This is a genomic window from Chromobacterium vaccinii (assembly GCF_001855275.1).
Lineage (GTDB): Bacteria > Pseudomonadota > Gammaproteobacteria > Burkholderiales > Chromobacteriaceae > Chromobacterium > Chromobacterium vaccinii.
In genome coordinates, this window is record NZ_CP017707.1 from 439,509 (window position 1) to 456,143 (window position 16,635).

General features: G+C 64.2%; 16 protein-coding genes and 1 tRNA gene. 6 read left to right on the forward strand and 11 right to left on the reverse strand.

The window, feature by feature from the left end:
- Positions 1-15: 15 nt before the first annotated feature.
- The 4 genes from BKX93_RS02100 to BKX93_RS02115 are packed head-to-tail and all read left to right on the forward strand — an operon-like array spanning position 16 to position 4,550.
- Complete coding sequence (locus BKX93_RS02100; protein ID WP_070978495.1) at positions 16-405, forward strand: hypothetical protein; 390 nt, start codon at positions 16-18, stop codon at positions 403-405.
- An 11-nt stretch (positions 406-416) separates the two neighbouring features.
- Complete coding sequence (locus tag BKX93_RS02105) at positions 417-3,224, forward strand: toprim domain-containing protein (protein ID WP_222103279.1); 2,808 nt, start codon at positions 417-419, stop codon at positions 3,222-3,224.
- Positions 3,225-3,249: 25 nt separating this feature from the next.
- A complete protein-coding gene (locus tag BKX93_RS02110) occupies positions 3,250-3,483 on the forward strand; it encodes a DUF4224 domain-containing protein (protein ID WP_070981643.1) in 234 nt (77 codons plus the stop codon).
- A 2-nt stretch (positions 3,484-3,485) separates the two neighbouring features.
- Positions 3,486-4,550 carry a tyrosine-type recombinase/integrase gene (locus BKX93_RS02115; RefSeq protein ID WP_070978499.1) on the forward strand — a complete coding sequence of 355 codons (1,065 nt, stop codon included), beginning with the start codon at positions 3,486-3,488 and terminating at the stop codon, positions 4,548-4,550.
- A 49-nt stretch (positions 4,551-4,599) separates the two neighbouring features.
- Here the strand turns inward: BKX93_RS02115 and BKX93_RS02120 are convergent.
- From BKX93_RS02120 to BKX93_RS02160, 9 genes are all read right to left on the reverse strand, one after another.
- Positions 4,600-4,687, reverse strand: a tRNA-Ser gene (locus BKX93_RS02120).
- Between the two features lie 178 nt (positions 4,688-4,865).
- Entirely contained in the window at positions 4,866-6,536 is a 1,671-nt protein-coding gene (gene recN, locus BKX93_RS02125) for a DNA repair protein RecN (protein WP_070978501.1), read from the reverse strand.
- 19 nt (positions 6,537-6,555) lie between these two features.
- Positions 6,556-7,431 carry an NAD kinase gene (locus BKX93_RS02130; protein WP_070978503.1) on the reverse strand — a complete coding sequence of 292 codons (876 nt, stop codon included), beginning with the start codon at positions 7,429-7,431 and terminating at the stop codon, positions 6,556-6,558.
- Positions 7,432-7,440: 9 nt separating this feature from the next.
- Positions 7,441-8,115 (reverse strand): response regulator transcription factor, encoded by a 675-nt coding sequence (locus BKX93_RS02135; protein ID WP_046156464.1) that lies wholly within the window; start codon positions 8,113-8,115, stop codon positions 7,441-7,443.
- Entirely contained in the window at positions 8,115-10,403 is a 2,289-nt protein-coding gene (locus BKX93_RS02140; RefSeq protein ID WP_046166637.1) for an ATP-binding protein, read from the reverse strand. Before BKX93_RS02140 ends, BKX93_RS02135 begins: the two co-directional genes overlap by 1 nt.
- A gap of 84 nt (positions 10,404-10,487) precedes the next feature.
- Positions 10,488-11,018 (reverse strand): peptide-methionine (S)-S-oxide reductase MsrA, encoded by a 531-nt coding sequence (msrA, locus tag BKX93_RS02145; RefSeq protein WP_046156466.1) that lies wholly within the window; start codon positions 11,016-11,018, stop codon positions 10,488-10,490.
- Between the two features lie 102 nt (positions 11,019-11,120).
- Entirely contained in the window at positions 11,121-12,029 is a 909-nt protein-coding gene (locus BKX93_RS02150; RefSeq protein ID WP_070978504.1) for a histone deacetylase family protein, read from the reverse strand.
- Positions 12,030-12,038: 9 nt separating this feature from the next.
- On the reverse strand, positions 12,039-12,254 hold the full coding sequence (locus BKX93_RS02155; protein WP_021476789.1) for a DUF1653 domain-containing protein: 216 nt from the start codon (positions 12,252-12,254) through the stop codon (positions 12,039-12,041).
- Positions 12,255-12,316: 62 nt separating this feature from the next.
- Entirely contained in the window at positions 12,317-12,772 is a 456-nt protein-coding gene (locus tag BKX93_RS02160) for a GNAT family N-acetyltransferase (RefSeq protein ID WP_083340400.1), read from the reverse strand.
- 66 nt (positions 12,773-12,838) lie between these two features.
- Between BKX93_RS02160 and BKX93_RS02165 the strand changes: the two genes are divergently transcribed.
- A complete protein-coding gene (locus BKX93_RS02165) occupies positions 12,839-13,786 on the forward strand; it encodes a tRNA dihydrouridine synthase (protein WP_070978506.1) in 948 nt (315 codons plus the stop codon).
- Between the two features lie 203 nt (positions 13,787-13,989).
- A complete protein-coding gene (locus BKX93_RS02170; protein WP_070978507.1) occupies positions 13,990-15,522 on the forward strand; it encodes a mechanosensitive ion channel family protein in 1,533 nt (510 codons plus the stop codon).
- Positions 15,523-15,746: 224 nt separating this feature from the next.
- Here BKX93_RS02170 and BKX93_RS25020 read toward each other — a convergent pair whose 3' ends face one another.
- Together BKX93_RS25020 and BKX93_RS02175 are read right to left on the reverse strand one after the other, a co-directional pair.
- Positions 15,747-15,893 carry a hypothetical protein gene (locus BKX93_RS25020; protein WP_021476793.1) on the reverse strand — a complete coding sequence of 49 codons (147 nt, stop codon included), beginning with the start codon at positions 15,891-15,893 and terminating at the stop codon, positions 15,747-15,749.
- A gap of 16 nt (positions 15,894-15,909) precedes the next feature.
- The gene (locus tag BKX93_RS02175; protein ID WP_046156469.1) at positions 15,910-16,506 is read right to left on the reverse strand and encodes a LexA family protein; all 597 of its coding nucleotides are present in this window, start codon (positions 16,504-16,506) and stop codon (positions 15,910-15,912) included.
- Between the last annotated feature and the right edge of the window lie 129 nt (positions 16,507-16,635).

Here is a 16,635-nt window from a genome sequence, read left to right on the forward strand (position 1 = left end):
CAAACAGGTGTGGCAATGGCAAATATCAAGACCTTACTTCCGTTCAGCGCCGACAGGCGCGCCTTCCGCAGCTTTGGCCACGCGATTGTGGCGGAGCAGGGGCTGGTGGCGGTGGCTCCGCTGCATGCTCTGGATGGCTCGCTGCTGGGGCTGGTGGACGGGTGCCCGGTGCCGTGGGAGGAGGCGTGCGCGGTGATTGACGCGGACGCGGCTGGCGCGGAGGTGGATTTGGACAACCCGGATTTCACCGACGTGGTGGCCAGGCTGGCGAACGTGGCCGTGACCGGCTGGCGCATGGCGGCGCTGCCGGCGCTGCGCGCGGTGTTGTTCGCCCACGATTGCGGGCTGAGGGTGGCGATCGCCGCTGATCTGGCGCTGGCCGGCGCCACACCTGCCTACCGATAAGCGAGAACACCATGGCACAGAATCCGCGCATGGCGGAGTGGTTCGCTCGCCTGAAAGAGCTGGATTTGCATGAGGTGGCGGCGCGTTTGGGCATGCGCCGCGACGGCGGGCGGGGCAACTATTTCAGCCCGGCGCGCAAGGAGAAGCAGCCCAGCCTGTCGATACACGGGGCGGACAAGGGGCGCTACGGGGCGGGCTGGAAGGACCACACGACGGGTAACGGCGGGACGGCGATTGATCTGGTGATTTACGCCGGCATGGCGGGCGATCACATGGAGGCGGCCCGGCTGTTGGGGGATTGGTTCGGCCTGCCGATACCGTCGCCGGACACGCCGGCGGCGCCGGCGCGCAAATCGACGGAGGAGTGGATTGCGGATCGATGCCTGCAGGAGGTTGAGCCGGTGCTGGAGTACCTGCAGGGCCGGGGCATCACCGAGGCGGCGCTGGCGATGGCGTTGAAGAACCGGATGATTGGCTGGAACAACTGGACGTCCAACAAGGTGCCGGCCGGCGAGCCCGGCCACGGTGGCGCGGCGGCGGCTTTCATCGTGCGCACGCTGAACCCGGGGCGGGTGGTGGCGGTAGATATGCGCTATCAGGATCCGGGCTTGAACGGCGGGGTGAAAACCCAGTGCCAGGGCGAGAAATCCGGCTACGGCTGGTACAGCGATCTGGGCCGCTTGAAGCGCGCCCACACGGTGTACATCGTGGAATCGCCCATCAATGCGCTGTCGGTGGAGAGCTGCTACTGGCCGGAGGGCTACGTGGCCTATGCGATCCGCGGCACGGGCAATGTGGAGAGCATCGACTTTTCGTTCTTGCGCGGCAAGAAGGTGCTAATTGCGCTGGACCATACGGACCCGGTGAAGGAGGGAAGCAATACGCGCCCGGGCCTGGCCGCCGCCTGGCGGTTGAATGAACGGCTGACGGCGCTGGATATCGCCAACCGCTTCGTCAACATGCTGGATTGGGAGGAGGGCCAGGACATCAACGATGTGCTGCAGGCCGAGGGCCCGGAGGGGCTGGGCGCGCGGCTGAAGCAGATTGAGCCGTGGCTGATTCCTGGCAACCCGGCCGGCGCGGCGGACGAGGTGCACGGCCGGCGGCGTATCTGGCTGCCGACGCTGGACTGGAATGTGTACTGGCGCTTTCGCCAGACCGACGACTTCACCCAATACGTGCAGGACTACAAGGACTGCGAGGACGAGGACGGGAAGTTTCGCCGGGAGGAGAAGGGGTTTGGCGACCTGTGCGCCTTCCGCATCGCCGGCATTTCCCGCCTGCGGATCCAGAGCCATCTGGCCACGATCAACGGCACGCCGGACAACCAGCCGGAAACGGTGTTTGGCGTGAGCGCCCAGGTGGCGCGCCACGGCAACACGCTGCAGCGCGCGGTGATCACCGACGACAAGATTTTTTCACTGGATTGGTGGGCCGGCCGCTTCGGCTACATCTGGAAACCCAAGGAGTTCGCCCGAATGATTTCGATCCTGGAACGCACCGCCGACATCGGCGCCCGCGACGTGGTCAACTTCGTCGGCCTGGCGTGGCGCGGCGGGGAGCTGGCGGCGCTGGAGGGCAACGACTGCTATTTCACCGAGCCGGCCCGGCAGTGCCTGTATCACAACCTGTCATTCCCCCGCGGCGGCAAGCAGGCGGCGCGGCAAGTGATTGCCGCCTACCAGGAGACGTTCAAGCACAACGCCGCGGCCATTCCCATGGTGTGGGCGCTGGGCGCGCACTTGAAGATGCTGCTGGGCTTCTACCCGCACTTTGAAATGCAGGCGGACAAGGGCTCCGGCAAGTCCAAGCTGATGGAGTGCATGCAGCGCAGCTTTTCGTTTCAGGTGCTGTCTGGCCAGATGCTGAAGACCGACCACCGCCGGCGCGCGTCGGTGTCCTATACCACCAACCCGGTGGGCTGGGATGAATTCTCCAAGCTGCCCAAGTCCATTTTGACGGACATCGACGGCCTGCTGCAGAGCACATACCGCTTCGAGTTCACCCGGATCGGCGCGGCGCTGACGCCGTACCTGATGTGCGCCCCTGTGCTGCTGGCCGGCGAAGAGGTGGACATCCAGAGCCTGCAATCCAAGGTGTGCCGCTCCAAGCTGACGGTGGAACGGCAGGGGCCGATGATCCCGCATGAGCTGCCGCAGTTCCCTGTGTGGCCGTGGCTGCAGTTCCTGGCAGGCACCGAGCCCGCGCGCATCCGCGACCTGCACAAGAGCATGCTGCGCTTCTGCCAGGCCAAGAGCCGCGCCGGCGACGCGGACGCTACCAGCAACCGGATGATGGAGAACTACGCCGCCATCCTGGCTGCCTGGCATCTGCTCTGCGAGTTCGCCGAGATCGACGCCGCCCAGGGCCATTTTGTGGAGGACTTGCTGGCGGAGATGAACAGCCACTTGTCCGAGACAGACGGCACGCGGCTGCCCTGGGTGCGGATCATGGAAATCGCCCTGTCCGAGCTGGACGCCCGCCGTTTCGAGCATCCGTTCTGCTGGGAGGACGCGCAGGACGATGAGGGCAACCCGGACGTGCTGCTGTATATCCGGCCGAATCACATCATGGACCATCTTTCCACCGCCAATCACCTGCGCGCCAAGTTCGATGGCCTGCCGGTGAAAACCGGCCGCATCTTCAAGAGCCAGCTGCTGGCCAGCGGCGTGGTGGCGGTGAAGCGGGGCGAGATGCTGGACGACGTGGAGAAGACCATAGACCGGCGGCGGATCGGCCACATGACGGCCATCAGCCTGAACAAACTGGAGGCGTTGGGCCTGTCGGCGGCGCCGGAGATCAAACGCGACATTCCGTGAGGTGGCTATGGGATCGGTGTTGGATATGGCGCTGCAAAGTGAAACGCTGACCTCGGAGGAGTTGACGGTTATCACTGGCGGCTCGCGCCGAAAGGATCAAGTGGATTGGCTCAAGAGCAATCACTGGATCTATCACACCACCCGCGCCGGCGATCCGGTGGTGGGACGGCTGTACGCCAGGCTGAAGCTGTCCGGGATCAATCCCGGCAAGCTGGCGGGCTCAGGCGGCTGGGATATGGATCTGGAGAAGGTGAGGTAGTTATGGCGACGAAGCGCCGGAAGCTGCCGCCGCGCATGTTGGAGCGTAGGCGGCGCTTGAAGAGCGGCAAGGTGTGGGTGGGCTACTACTACGATGGCCGCGATGAGGAGGGCAAGCGCAAGGAGCTGCCGCTGGGCACGGACCTGAATGAAGCGCTGCGCAAGTGGGCGGAGTTTGAGTGCCGGCCGGCGCCGGTGGATACGGGGCTGATGCAACACATTTTTGAGCGCTACGAGCGGGAGGTGATCCCGAATAAAGCGCCACGAACACAGCAGGACAACAGTTTGAGCTTGCGCCAGCTGCGGCCGGTGTTTGACTCTGCACCGATCGACAGCATCACGCCGCAGCACATCGCCAAGTATCGGGACAAGCGGTCTGCGAAGGTGCGCGCCAACCGGGAAATCTCGTTGTTTTCGCATGTGTTCAACATGGCGCGGGAGTGGGGCTACACGGCCAAGGAGAATCCTGTCCGCGGCGTGAGGAAGAACAAGGAAACGCCCCGCGATTACTACGCGGAACAGGATGTGTGGGACGCGGTTTACGCTGTTGCCAGCGAGGAGTTGCAGGATGCGATGGATCTGGCCTATCTGACCGGCCAGCGGCCGGCGGATGTGCTGAAGATGAAGGAGACGGATATCCGCAATGGCGCGCTGGAGGTGAGGCAGAACAAGACGCGGGCCAAGTTGCGCATCTTGCTGAATGCCGAGGATGGTAGCCGCACCCAGTTGGGGCAGCTGCTGGACCGTATCAGGCGGAGACCGCGCAAGGTGTATAGCCTGGTGCTGCTGTCTACCGCCAGCGGCTATCCGCTCAATCGCTGGACCTTGCGGGCGCGCTGGGATGCGGCCCGGGAGGTTGCGATCGAGGCGGCGTTGAAGGCAGGCACGCCAGATGCGCTGGATCTGGCTAGGCGGATCCGGCAGTTCCAGTTCCGTGACATCCGCCCACGGGCCGCGAGCGATATCGACAGCCTGGAGCAGGCAAGCGACCTGCTGGGCCATACCGACAAGCAAATCACGGAGACGGTCTACAGAAGGGTGGGGAAGAAGGTGATGCCGACAAAGTGAGCCGGCAGGAACGGCAAAGGCCCGGACGAGGTGTCCGGGCCTTTTGTATTGGCGGAGGCTGTGGGATTCGAACCCACGGACGGTTGCCCGTCGGCAGTTTTCAAGACTGCTGGTTTAAACCACTCACCCAAACCTCCGAAGCTCAAAATCACTCCCATGTGCGGAAATGATTTGGCGGAATGCGGAAACGACCCCTTGTGGTTATTGGCTTTCAGGGCTGATGCACAGGTTTTCAAGACCGTTGCATTAAACCGCTCTGCCACGCTTCCGCATTCGGTATGAGCCGGCAATTCTAGCGAGAATCGCCGCGCTTGGCTAGAGGGCGGCGGCGTTGGAGGCCAACATTTCCGCCGCGTGCTCGCGCGTGGTCTGGGTGAGCTCGACGCCGCCCAGCATGCGGGCGATTTCCAGCACCCGCTGCTCGGCGTCAAGCGGGGCGATGTTGCTGAGCACCTGGCCCTTGCGCTCGCGCTTGCTGACTTGCCAGTGGTGTTTGCCGCAGGACGCCACCTGGGGCAGGTGAGTGATGCACAGCACTTGGTAGCGCTGGCCCAGGTCGCGCAGCATGTGGCCGATCACTTCGGCCACGCGGCCGCCTATGCCCACGTCCACTTCATCGAAGATCAGCGTGGGCACGCTGGCCACCTGGCTGATCACCACCTGCATCGCCAGGCTGATGCGGGACAGCTCGCCGCCGGAAGCCACTTTGGCCAGCGGGCGCAGGCTGGTGCCGGCATTGGCGGCCACCAGGTATTCGATCGACTCCATGCCGTGCGCGCCGGGCTCTGCCAGCGCGGACAGCTCGATGGCGAAGCGGGCGCCGCCCATCGCGAGGCGGCCCATCTCGCCGGAGATGCGTTCGGACAGCTCGCTGGCGGCCTGGCGGCGCTTGCCAGACAAGGCTTCCGCCAGCGCGCGGTAGCGGGCCAGGCTGGCGGCCTCGGCCACGCTCAGCGCTTCCACGTCCACGCTGGCTTCCAGCGCGGACAGCTGCTGCTGCCAGTCGGCCAGCTTGTCGGACAGGTCTGCCGGCTGCACGCGATATTTGCGCGCGGTGCTCATCAAGAGGTCCAGCCGGCGCTCCATTTCCACCAGCTGGTTCGCGTCCTGGTCGATGTCGCTGGCGTAGTCGCGCAGGCTGTACACCACCTCGCGCAGCTCGGCGTCCACCGAGTCCAGCAGCGACAGGGTGTCGGACAGGCGCGGGTCCAGGTTGGATAGTTTGGACAGCCGGGTCTGCACGTGGGCGAGTTGGGACAGGCAGCTGTCATCGTTCTCGGACAGCACATCCACCGCCTGCTGCGCGCTCTGCACCAGTTCGGCGGAGTTGGCCAGCCGGGTGTGGCTCTGGCTCAGCGTGGTCCATTCGTCGGGCAGCAGATTGAGTTCGGTCAATTCGCCGATCTGCCAGGTGAGCCGTTCGCGCTCCACTTCGGATTCGCGAGACATCCGCTCGGCGTCCTGCCGCGCCTGACGGGCCGCTTGCCATTCCTGCCAGGCCTTGTTGGCGTCGCGCGCCAGCGTGGTGGAGCCGGCATAGGCGTCCAGCAGCTGGCGCTGGGTCTCGCTCTTCATCAGCGACTGGTGCGCGTGCTGGCCATGGATGTCCACCAGAAACTCGCCCAGCGATTTCAGCTGGGCCAGCGTGGCGGCTTGGCCGTTGACGAAGCTCTTGGAACGGCCGCCGCGGTCTATCAGCCGGCGCAGCAGCAGCACGCCCTCGTCGCCGGACAGTTCGTTGTCCGTCAGCCAGGCGTCGACTTCGGGACGGTTGGCGGTGGAGAACTCGGCGGTGATCTCGGCGCGCTCGGCGCCTTCGCGCACCTGGGTGCCGTCGGCGCGGTCGCCCAGCAGCAGGCCCAGCGCGTCCAGCATGATGGATTTGCCGGCGCCGGTCTCGCCGGTGAGCACGGTGAAACCGTCGGAAAAGTCCAGCGCGATGCTGTCGACGATGACGAAATCTTTGACGGTCAGCGAGAGAAGCATGGTGTGTGGTCGTTTCCGGTTAGATCAGGCGCTCGCCCCAGTGCAGCTTGTGGCGCAGCATGTCGTAGTAGTTGTAGCCTTCGGGATGCAGGATGCGCAGCGGGTTGCGGTAGCGGCGGATCAGCACCCGGTCCATTTCCATCAGGTCGCAGTGCAGTTGGCCGTCGAAGTGCACGCGCGCGTCCAGCCCGCGGGTCAGCATGAATTCCACCTCGCAGGAATCGTTGACGGTGATCGGCCGGTTGGACAGCGACTGCGGGCAGATCGGCACCAGGGCGATGGCCTGCAGCGTGGGGTGCAGGATGGGGCCGCCGGAGGCCAGCGCGTAGGCGGTGGAACCGGTGGGGGTGGATACGATCAGGCCGTCCGAGCGCTGGCTGTAGACGAACTGGTTGTCGATGAAGATTTCGAATTCGATCATCGAACCCACCGCGCCGCGGCTGAACACCACGTCGTTGAAGGCCAGCGCGCCGGCGACTTCGGCGTCTTCGCGGACGACGGAGGCTTGCAGCAGAATGCGGTCTTCCGGCACGAATTTGCCGTGCAGGATGGCGTCCACCGAATCCAGCATCTCGTGCAGCGGGATGTCGGTCATGAAGCCCAGCCGGCCCTGGTTGATGCCGACCAGCGGCACGCGGTACGGCGCCAGCAGGCGGGCGATGGAGAGCATGGTGCCGTCGCCGCCCAGCACGATGCAGAGATCGGCCAGCTTGCCCATGTCGGTGCGGTCTATCAGCGGATAACCGTCGGCTTCGGCCGGCGTGACGCTTTCCTTGTCGATCAGCACCGTGGCGCCGCCGCCGGCCAGGTGATCGGCCAGCTGCATCAGCGCGGGGGTGATGCCGGGCTTGCTGTGGCGCGCCACCAGGCAGATGTGTTTGAACAATCTTTCCATGCGGCGATTCTACTGGTTTGGCGGGAATTCGTTGAGCAAAATCTCTTCGTCTATCCGTTGCTTCTTGCCGGTGGCTTCCAGCGCCTTCAAATAGAAGCGGACCAGGTCGGCCAGCGAGTCCACGCCCAGCTTGCTGAACAGATTGGCGCGGTGCACTTCGATGGTGCGCGGCGACAGGTCCAGTTCGCGCGCGATTTCCTTGCTGGACAGGCCGTCGGCCACCAGTTCCAGCACTTCGCGCTCGCGGCCGCTGATGCGGGCCAGCTGGCTCATCACTTCCTGGGTTTCCTCTTCCTGCTGGTGCTGCTGGATGCTGATGCGTATGCCGCGGCGCAGGCTGGCGATCAGGCGGTTCTGGTCGATGGGCTTGGTCAGGAAATCGATGGCGCCGGTCTGGAAGGCGCGCCGGCACTGCTCGATGTCGCCATGGCCAGTGATGAATACGATGGGGATGTTGATGTCGCGCTCCATCAATTGCTGTTGCAACGCGAGGCCGGTGATCTGCGGCATGCGGATATCCAGCACCAGGCAGCAGATCTGGTTGCCCTGATAGCCGTCCAGAAACTCCATCGCATTGGGGAAGGCGACGGTTTTCATGCCCTGGGCGGTGATCAGCATGGCCAGAGAGTCCAGCACGGCAGGGTCGTCGTCGACGATGAATACGGTAGGGGTCGTGTTTTGCATCAGGCTTCCACTCCGGATGTTACGGCCATGTCGCGCGGGGCGCATGGCAGGTCAATGATGAACTCCGCTCCCGAGCCGGGCTTGTTGCCGGCTATCAACTTGCCGCCAAAGGCTTCGACCGCCGTCTGGCAGATGGCCAGCCCCAGCCCCATGCCGTTGGGCTTGGTGCTGAAGAACGGGTCGAAAATCCGGTCCAGCTTGTCTGAGGGGATGCCGCAGCCGTTGTCGCTGATGATGAGCTGCACGCGCTCGCCCTGGCGGCGGGTGGTGATGCTCAGGCGTCCCCAGGGCCGGGTTTGCTCCATGGCTTCAACCGCGTTGCGCGCCAAATTCAGCACCACCTGTTCCAACTGGATAGTGTCAGCGTATACCAACGGCAACTCAGGCGCGAAGTTTTGCTCGATGTGAATGTCGTGATCGTGCAATTCGTAATCCAGCAGCGACAATGCGTTATGCACAGCCTGATTCAACTGTACCGGCGTCAGTTGCTGGTTCTTCTGGGTGACGAATTCCCGCAACCGGCGGATGATGCGGCCAGCGCGGTCGGCCTGGCTGACCGACGAGGTCAGCGCGCGGCGCAGCATGGCGATGTCCAGCTCGTCGTCCTCCAGCAGGCTGAGGCCGGCCTGGCAATAGCTCATGATGGCGGATAGCGGCTGATTGATCTCATGGGCGATGCCGGAGGCCATTTCGCCCATGGTGTTGATGCGGGTGACGCGGGCCAGCTCAAGCTCATGCTGGCGCAGCCGGCTTTCGCTGGCCTCCAGCGCCGCCAGCATGCGGCGGCGGATGGGCGCGGTGTCGCGGAAGGTCAGCACGCTGCCGATCAGCTGGCCGTTGCGCCCGAGCAACGGCGCCACCGCCCCCTCCACCAGCAGTTTTTCGCCGTTGTGCCGCTTCAAGTAGCAGTTTTGCGCCAGATGAACCACTTGCAGCGTCGATACGGCCTGTTCTATCGGGTCCAGCACTGGCTGGCGGGAAAATTCGTAGTGCAGCGGCGCCACCTGTTTCAGCCGCCGCTGCAGCAACTGGGCGGCGGGCAGGCCCAGCAGCGTTTCAGCCGCCGGGTTCAAGTACTGGATCACCTGCTCGTTGTCTATGCTGATCACCGCGTCGCTGATGCCGCGCAGGGCGACGCTGGCGTATTCTCGCTCGCGGAAAATGTCGTCCTGTATCTGTTCCCGCGATTGGCGGTTGTGCTCCAGCAGCGCCAGCACCACCCAGAGCAGATAGGATGGCAGCAACGCGATCAGCAGGCACAGCGCGACCTCCGCCGCCGTGGTGCGCTCCAGGCGCAACTGGCGGCTGAGCCTCATGTCGTAAGGCAGGGCCGACAGGTTGAGGCTGGCGCGGTAGCTGAGCTGGGGCAGCAGCCAGTCCAGCCGGGAGCCCGCCCGGTCTGATTTCTGATTCTGCAATTGAATCATGCCGGGGTCGTTCGCATTGTCGCGGCGCAGCAACTGCAAGGTGTAGCGGCCCTCGAGGGAGGGCGGCAGGGCCAGCAGCGGCCGCAGGCACAGCACCTGCATCACCACGCCGGCGGCTTGCTCGATGCGCACCATGGGAACGGGCGAGGGCGGGGCGATGCGGTAGACGGTCTGAAACAGGGCCAACCCCCACTCGCCGTTGCGCAGCAGCAGCGTCGGCGACGACGCCTGCAGGTGCCCCAGCGCGCGGTTGACCGCCGCGGACAGCACGGAGTCGTCCAGCAGATCCAGCCCCATTTCCCGCCAGTCGGGCGAGGCGAGGCCCGGTTCGGCCATGCTGAGCGGCAGATAGCGCGACCGCTGCGGCGCGGTGCGCCAGGCCGCCCGATCGCGCCAGGTATTGAGCTGGTTGTGCAGGTAATCGCGAATCGCGTAAGGCTGGCCCAGCCGCTGCGCCTGCTCGCGCTCGAAGCGGATCCGCTCGGCTTGCTCCACCAGCGGCTGGTAGCCGATGAAGTACAGCTGAGGCTGGGTCTGCGTGGCGATCTGCACCAGCTCCCGTATCCGCGCCCGTCCGCCCGGGGGATCGTTGGAGGCGATGTCGCCCACTTCATCCTGCAGCAGCTCGCTGCTGCGCAAGCGACTGTTGACGTTCTGCAGCAGCAGCTCCACCGTCTGGCGAAATTCATGGCGTTGCTGGCGGATATCCAGCAGCAGCGCGTGAGCCATCAGCAGGCTGAAGGCGAGCAGCAGGCAAAGCGCGCTCAGTCCTTTGCTGCGGGCGGAGGCATGGCGCAACAGATGCAGGTGGGTGCGGAGCGCGTTGAATGGGGAGGGGCGGGGCACTTCGACATCGGACATGCTTCGGACTTTGGTGGGTGCAAGGTTTGGAACACGTGCCGCGGGGCGCGTGCCATTATACCGGCCGCGCCCCGGATCCGCCCGTTAGTTTTGCAACAAATGAGAGAATCGACTACGGATTTTTGCCAGTTTGGGAGAAATCACCAGCTGGCAGTAATTCTGCTGCTGGTTTTGCTCGTAGTAGTTCTGGTGGTGGGCCTCGGCCGGGTGAAAACGGGGCGCGGGCTCCAGCCGGGTGACGATGGGGGCATCGAACACCTGTTCGCGGATCAGCTCGCCGATGACGCGCTCCGCGCATTCGCGTTGAGCGTCGCCCTGATAGAAGATCGCCGACGCGTATTGGGTGCCTACGTCGTGGCCCTGGCGGTTCAGCGTGGTGGGGTCGTGCACGGCGAAAAACACCTGCAGCAGCGTGGCGTAGTCGATGCGGGACGGATCGTAATCGATTTCCACCACTTCCACGTGGCCGGAGTCGCCGGAGCAGACCTGGCGATAGTCCGGATTGTCGGTGTGGCCGCCGCAGTAGCCGGAAACCACCCGCTCCACGCCTTTCAGCCGGGAGAAGGCCGCGTCCAGGCACCAGAAGCAGCCGCCGCCCAGAATTGCTTTTTCCATGATGAACTCCTGTGTCAACTGGGTATGGGAATGCGGCGCGGCTGACGCCGGCCGGCCGCGCGATCCGAAACGGCTCCGGGCTGGCGGCATGATCAGCGGCGCTCAGCGATTGGTCGGACCAGCGCCGAAAATCTCACACGCGAGTCTGACCGTTTCGGCCTGTATTGTCACTGTGTCCGTGATCGGCACCGCATAGCCTCCCGCCATGGTCACGACCAGCGCCGCGTCGCGGCGGCGGCAGGTGTCCATCACCATGCCGTCGCGCTCGGCCAGGCCTTGCGGGCTCAAGGCCAGCCGGCCCAGGCGGTCGCCGCGGTAGGGGTCGGCGCCGGCCAGATAGCACACCAGGTCGGGCCTGGCTCGAGCGAACAAGTCCGGCAGCGCGCGCTCCAGCGCGCCAAGATAATCTCCGTCTTCCGTTCCGTCCGGCAGGTCGATGTCCCAGTCGCTGTCTACGCGGCTGAAGGGAAAGTTGCGCGCGCCATGCATGGAAAAGGTGAAGATGCGGGGCTCGCCGGCGGCGATGGCGGCGGTGCCGTCGCCCTGATGGACGTCAAGATCCAGGATCAGGACGCGGCGGACGAGGCCTTCCGCCAGCATCAGCATCGACGCCACCGCGATGTCGTTGAATACGCAAAAGCCGCTGCCGCGATCCGGCCCTGCATGGTGGGTGCCGCCGGCCAGGTTGACGCCGCAGCCTTCCAGCAGAGCCGCGCGGCTGGCCGCCACGGTGGCGCCGACCGAGCGGCGGCTGCGTTCGGCCAGCTCCGGAGACCAAGGCAAGCCGATCTCCCGTTGGCCGGCGGCGTCCAGCGTGCCGTTCAGCACCGCGTCGACATAGTCCGGATGATGAGCGTGCAGCAGCTCGCCGCGGGTCGCCGCCGGCGCCGTTTCCATCCGGTCGGCGGCGAAGGCCGATACCCGCTCGGCCAGCAGCCGGTATTTCTCCGCGGGAAAACGGTGGCCTGCCGGCAGGGGCAGCGCAAACTGGTCGGTCCGGTAGATGCGCATCGCGCCGGTCTACAGCGCTTTCACCAGACTGAAACGGGGCATCTGGCGGCCTTCATGCTCCACCATTTCCTCAAACATCCCGGCGGGGCGGGCCCACAGGCCGTAGTCGCCATACAGCGCGCGGTACATCACCAGCGGCTCCCGGGTTTCCGAGTGTTCGGCGGTGCCGAGAACCTGATAAAGCTGGCGGTTGCGGTAATGCTGATAGATTCCTGGCGCTGTCATGCGGGGCTCCTCCTGTGTATTGGCCGGCGGGTGGGCGAGGATGCCGCAGCGTGGCCGGAGCGTCAAGAATCGCCGCTGCTCCAGTTGTAAACTCGAAAGTCGCGGTCCAGCACGAAGCCCAGGCTCTCATACAAGCGCTGCGCGCCCAGATTGTCATGCGCGGTCTGGAGCATGATCTCGCCGCCGCCCATGTCCCGCGCGTATTGCTGGCAGCGCAGGATCAGCAGCTTGCCGACGCCATGCCGGCGCGCGTCGGCGGCGACGTAAAGGTCGTGCAGCATCCAGCAGGGGCGCAGCGACAGCGAGGAAAATCCGGCATACATCAGCGCAAAACCCACGGCTGCCCCATCGCGCTTGGCCAGAAAGGCCACGGCCTGGCGGCGGCGCAGCCGTTCGCTCAGATATTCCCGGCATGGCCCCGGCGATTGATGGACCCGGTAGAAATCCAGGTAGGCGGCGAACAGCGGCAGCCAGTCTGAGACCGACTCCGGGGTGGCGATGCTCAATTGTATGTCCATCTACAATCTCCGTGATGGCTGGGCGGCGCTGGGGTACAATAACGCCCTTTTTCAGCAGGTTAGACAATGAAGCTGGTGCTTGCCCCGATGGAGGGCCTGGTTGACGATGTGATGCGCGACGTGCTGACCCGCGTGGGCGGCATCGATCTATGCGTGACCGAATTCGTGCGCGTCACCTCCGTGTTGCTGCCCGCGCGCACCTTCATGAGGCTGGCGCCGGAGCTCGACAATCAAGGCAATACCCAGGCCGGCGTGCCGGTGCGGGTGCAGTTGCTGGGCTCCGACGCTTCTTGCTTGGCCGAGAACGGCGCCAAAGCGGCAAGCCTGGGGGCACCCGGGGTAGACCTGAATTTCGGCTGCCCTGCTCCCACGGTCAACCGCCACCGCGGCGGGGCGGTTTTGCTCAAGGAGCCGGAACTGCTGCACCAGATTGTAGCCGCGGTTCGCCGCGCTGTGCCGTCGGCGGTGCCGGTGACGGCCAAGATGCGGCTGGGATTCGAGGACAAGAGCCTGGCGCTCGAGTGCGCGCAGGCGATAGCCGGCGCCGGCGCCGACGAGTTGACCGTTCACGGCCGCACCAAGGTGGAAGGATACAAGCCGCCAGCCCACTGGGACTGGATCGCGCGCATTCGCGAAAGCGTGGACATCCCGGTGACGGCAAATGGCGAAGTCTGGACGATGGCGGACTACCGCGCGATACGGGAAGAGAGCGGCTGCGACACGGTGATGATAGGCCGCGGGCTGGTGGCCTGTCCGGATCTGGCGCGGCGCATCGCTGCCGGTGGTTCGGCCGAACCCATGCCCTGGAGCGAGATGATGCCGTGGGTGCTTGAATTCTTCCGGATGTGCCGGCAGAAATCTGGGGAAGAGCGTTATCCGGCGGCCAGACTCAAGCAGTGGCTGGGCTTGCTCAAGCGCACCTGGCCGGAGGCCGAACAGTTGTTTGAAGCGGTAAGGCGCGAGCAAGAGTCTGAAAAGATAGAGAATATTCTGATTGCAAGGCAAGTTAAGTAAATATACTCATACCGCAATGCGGAAACAGTTGCTAACATCAAAACGCGTGCTGCTTTGGTAAAGCAGCGCGCTGTAACATCTGCCGGCCTGCCTGGCTGCAGATCTTACACTTCCCCGATACCTTGCACCCCTCCCTCACGGGAGGGATTTTTTTTATCCGCAATCATGAACTAATAATTAGAAAAAATCATGTCGGAACAAGCATGGACACCCCACCCGCTGTCAGTTGGCTGGAAAAGCTGATCCCCGCTGTCTGGTATGGCTCCTTGACAGTCTTTGTCGCGATTGCCGCGGCCCTCTCCATTTTGCTGTACATAACCCATGCCGACAGCCGAAAACGCGTGCTGAGCACATTGCTGATCGCGCTGATCGGCTTGCTGGTGGTCAATGTCAGCCCTCCGACCGAGTCCGGGCAGTGGGTGAGGCAGACTGCCGTGATCGTGCTGGGCCTGGCTATGATCCGGCTATGGGCGATGCTGCTGTTCCGCCTGTTGCTGCCGGTGCTGCGCATCCATCCGCCCCGCATCCTGGAGGAAATCCTGGTGGTGCTGGGCTATATCGCCTGGGGTTTGGTGCTGCTGAGGCTCGCGGGCCTGGATTTGAGCCATATCGTCACGACATCCGCCGTCATCACCGCCGTGCTTGCTTTCGCGATGCAGGATACGCTGGGCAATATTCTGGCGGGCTTGTCCCTGCAAATAGACAATTCTGTGGAGATCGGCGACTGGATCAAGAGCGGAGATCTGGTGGGCAGGGTGGTGGAGATCAACTGGCGCGCCACTTCCGTGGAAACGCGCAATTGGGAGACGGTGGTGGTTCCCAACAGCGTGTTGATGAAGAACCACTTCTCCATCCTGGGCAAGCGGCGCGGCAATCCGCAGCAGTGGCGGCGCTGGGTCTGGTTCAATATCAATTGGGATACGCTGCCGACGCAGATCATCGGCGTGGTGGAGAAATCGCTGCGCGAGGCGCAATTGCCTGGAGTCGCGGCGACGCCCGCGCCCAATTGCATACTAATGGGCTTTGAGAATGGCTATACCCGCTACGCGGTGCGTTACTGGCTGACCGATCTTGCCGCCGACGACTATACCGACTCCATTGTCCGCACCCATATCGACGCCGCGTTGCGGCGCCATAATCTGCGCATGGCCTCGCCTTACTACAATGTGCTGACCATCAAGGAAAACGAGAAATACATCGAGGCGCGGATGAAGCGGCACCTGGAGGAGCGGGTGCTGGCACTGAGAAAAGTGGAGCTGCTGTCTAGCTTGAACGACGAGGAAATGGTGGTGCTGGCCGACCAGCTCAAATTCACCCCCTTCGTCACCGGCGACATCATCATGCACCAGGGGGCGGTGGCGCACTGGCTTTACATCATGCTGTCGGGCGAGGTCGAGGTGTGGGTGGAAATGCCGGACAGCGGCCGCAAACTGGTGGATGTGCTGAAGTCGGGCAGTTTTTTCGGCGAAATGGGATTGATGACCGGCGAGTCGCGTTCCAGCACGGTGATCGCGCGTTCCAATGTCGAATGCCTGAGGCTGGACAAGGATGCGTTCCAATCCATCCTGGTGTCGCGCAAGGAGTTGGCTGAAACCATTTCCGCCATCCTGGCGCAACGGCTGGAAGAGCAGCGCAACCGCGCGCCGGACTCGGCGCTGGATGCGGAAGGCGATGCGCCGAGGCGGGCCGAGCTGGTGGATCGCATCCGCAGCTTTTTTGGATTGAACAAGCATTGAAGCGCGCCGCAGGGAGCAAAGGCCTGGCTCGCGATGTTTCTCGGACCTGTGGCAGATGATTCCGTTGTCGCCGCCCGGCGAGAGGCTTGCCGGTGGCTTGTCAGGCTGCCTCGCGCTGCGCGCCTAGAGATGTGCGCCGCGTAGATCAGGCGCGCGAATGAGTGGGTGTTGCGCAGAGCGGCGCGCCATGGCGCGGCTCGGCGAGGGGCGTGATGAGGCAGACATCAGACAAACTGGACCGGCACGAAAAAGTCCCGTCCGGTGCGGCTGATCAGCACCTGAGGCTGGCCGGCGATCATCGCGCGGTAAGGACGGGGCAGGCGCTTCCAGTCGTTGAACTTCATCTTGATGCTGTCGTTGAGCTTTCCCATTGCAGTCTCCTTCGCGCTAGTCCACTTTGTGGATGACATTGGTCACCACGCCCCAGATATGAAACGACGAGTCTTCCGGCACTTCTATCGGCTGGTAGGCCGGGTTCTCCGGCAGCAGGCGGATGCCTTGCGGGCCGCGCTCCAGCCGCTTGACCGTCAGTTCGCCGTTCAGTACGGCCACCACCACCTTGCCGTTGCGCGGCTCGCGGCCGCGCTCCACCAGCAGCAGGTCGCCGTCGTGTATGCCGGCGCCCTGCATCGAATCGCCCTTGACCTTGACCATGAAGGTGTCGCCGGGGCGGCTGACCAGATGGGTGTTGAGGTCGATGTCGGCTTCTTTCAGGTCGTCCGCCGCCACCGGAGACCCCGCTGGCACGCTGCCGGCGAACAGCGGCAGCGACAACTCGCTCAGCTGCGCGCCCAGCGTGCGGAAGTCGAATGCCTGCGCGCTGTTGGCGGTGCGCCAGCTGCGATAATCGTCCAGCCATTGCTGCAGGATGGGCTTTAGCGGCTCCGGCACGCGCAGGGCGACGGTCTTGTCGCCGCCGAAGACGGACTTGCGGCCGGCGCCTGAGCGTTTGCCGCCGCGCTGTTTGGGCTTGTCAGTTTCCATGATTTGATTTTGTACAATATCAAATGGAATTGCAAGGATTGTGTCCGACATGCTGGCTTGCAGGAAGGGAAAGCCTGGAAAATCAGGCATGCGGCTGTGGGGTTCAGGCCACAGTCCGCATGTTGGGTG

Coding starts and splice junctions, on each gene's coding strand:
- BKX93_RS02135 (WP_046156464.1), bottom strand. CDS start 8,115: ATGCAAAACACGACCCCTACCGTATTCATCGTCGACGACGACCCTGCC.
- BKX93_RS02165 (WP_070978506.1), top strand. CDS start 12,839: ATGAAGCTGGTGCTTGCCCCGATGGAGGGCCTGGTTGACGATGTGATG.
- BKX93_RS02140 (WP_046166637.1), bottom strand. CDS start 10,403: ATGTCCGATGTCGAAGTGCCCCGCCCCTCCCCATTCAACGCGCTCCGC.
- BKX93_RS02150 (WP_070978504.1), bottom strand. CDS start 12,029: ATGCGCATCTACCGGACCGACCAGTTTGCGCTGCCCCTGCCGGCAGGC.
- BKX93_RS02130 (WP_070978503.1), bottom strand. CDS start 7,431: ATGGAAAGATTGTTCAAACACATCTGCCTGGTGGCGCGCCACAGCAAG.
- BKX93_RS02105 (WP_222103279.1), top strand. CDS start 417: ATGGCACAGAATCCGCGCATGGCGGAGTGGTTCGCTCGCCTGAAAGAG.
- BKX93_RS02175 (WP_046156469.1), bottom strand. CDS start 16,506: ATGGAAACTGACAAGCCCAAACAGCGCGGCGGCAAACGCTCAGGCGCC.
- BKX93_RS02110 (WP_070981643.1), top strand. CDS start 3,250: ATGGCGCTGCAAAGTGAAACGCTGACCTCGGAGGAGTTGACGGTTATC.
- BKX93_RS02170 (WP_070978507.1), top strand. CDS start 13,990: ATGGACACCCCACCCGCTGTCAGTTGGCTGGAAAAGCTGATCCCCGCT.
- recN (WP_070978501.1), bottom strand. CDS start 6,536: ATGCTTCTCTCGCTGACCGTCAAAGATTTCGTCATCGTCGACAGCATC.
- BKX93_RS02155 (WP_021476789.1), bottom strand. CDS start 12,254: ATGACAGCGCCAGGAATCTATCAGCATTACCGCAACCGCCAGCTTTAT.
- BKX93_RS02115 (WP_070978499.1), top strand. CDS start 3,486: ATGGCGACGAAGCGCCGGAAGCTGCCGCCGCGCATGTTGGAGCGTAGG.
- BKX93_RS25020 (WP_021476793.1), bottom strand. CDS start 15,893: ATGGGAAAGCTCAACGACAGCATCAAGATGAAGTTCAACGACTGGAAG.
- BKX93_RS02100 (WP_070978495.1), top strand. CDS start 16: ATGGCAAATATCAAGACCTTACTTCCGTTCAGCGCCGACAGGCGCGCC.
- BKX93_RS02160 (WP_083340400.1), bottom strand. CDS start 12,772: ATGGACATACAATTGAGCATCGCCACCCCGGAGTCGGTCTCAGACTGG.
- msrA (WP_046156466.1), bottom strand. CDS start 11,018: ATGGAAAAAGCAATTCTGGGCGGCGGCTGCTTCTGGTGCCTGGACGCG.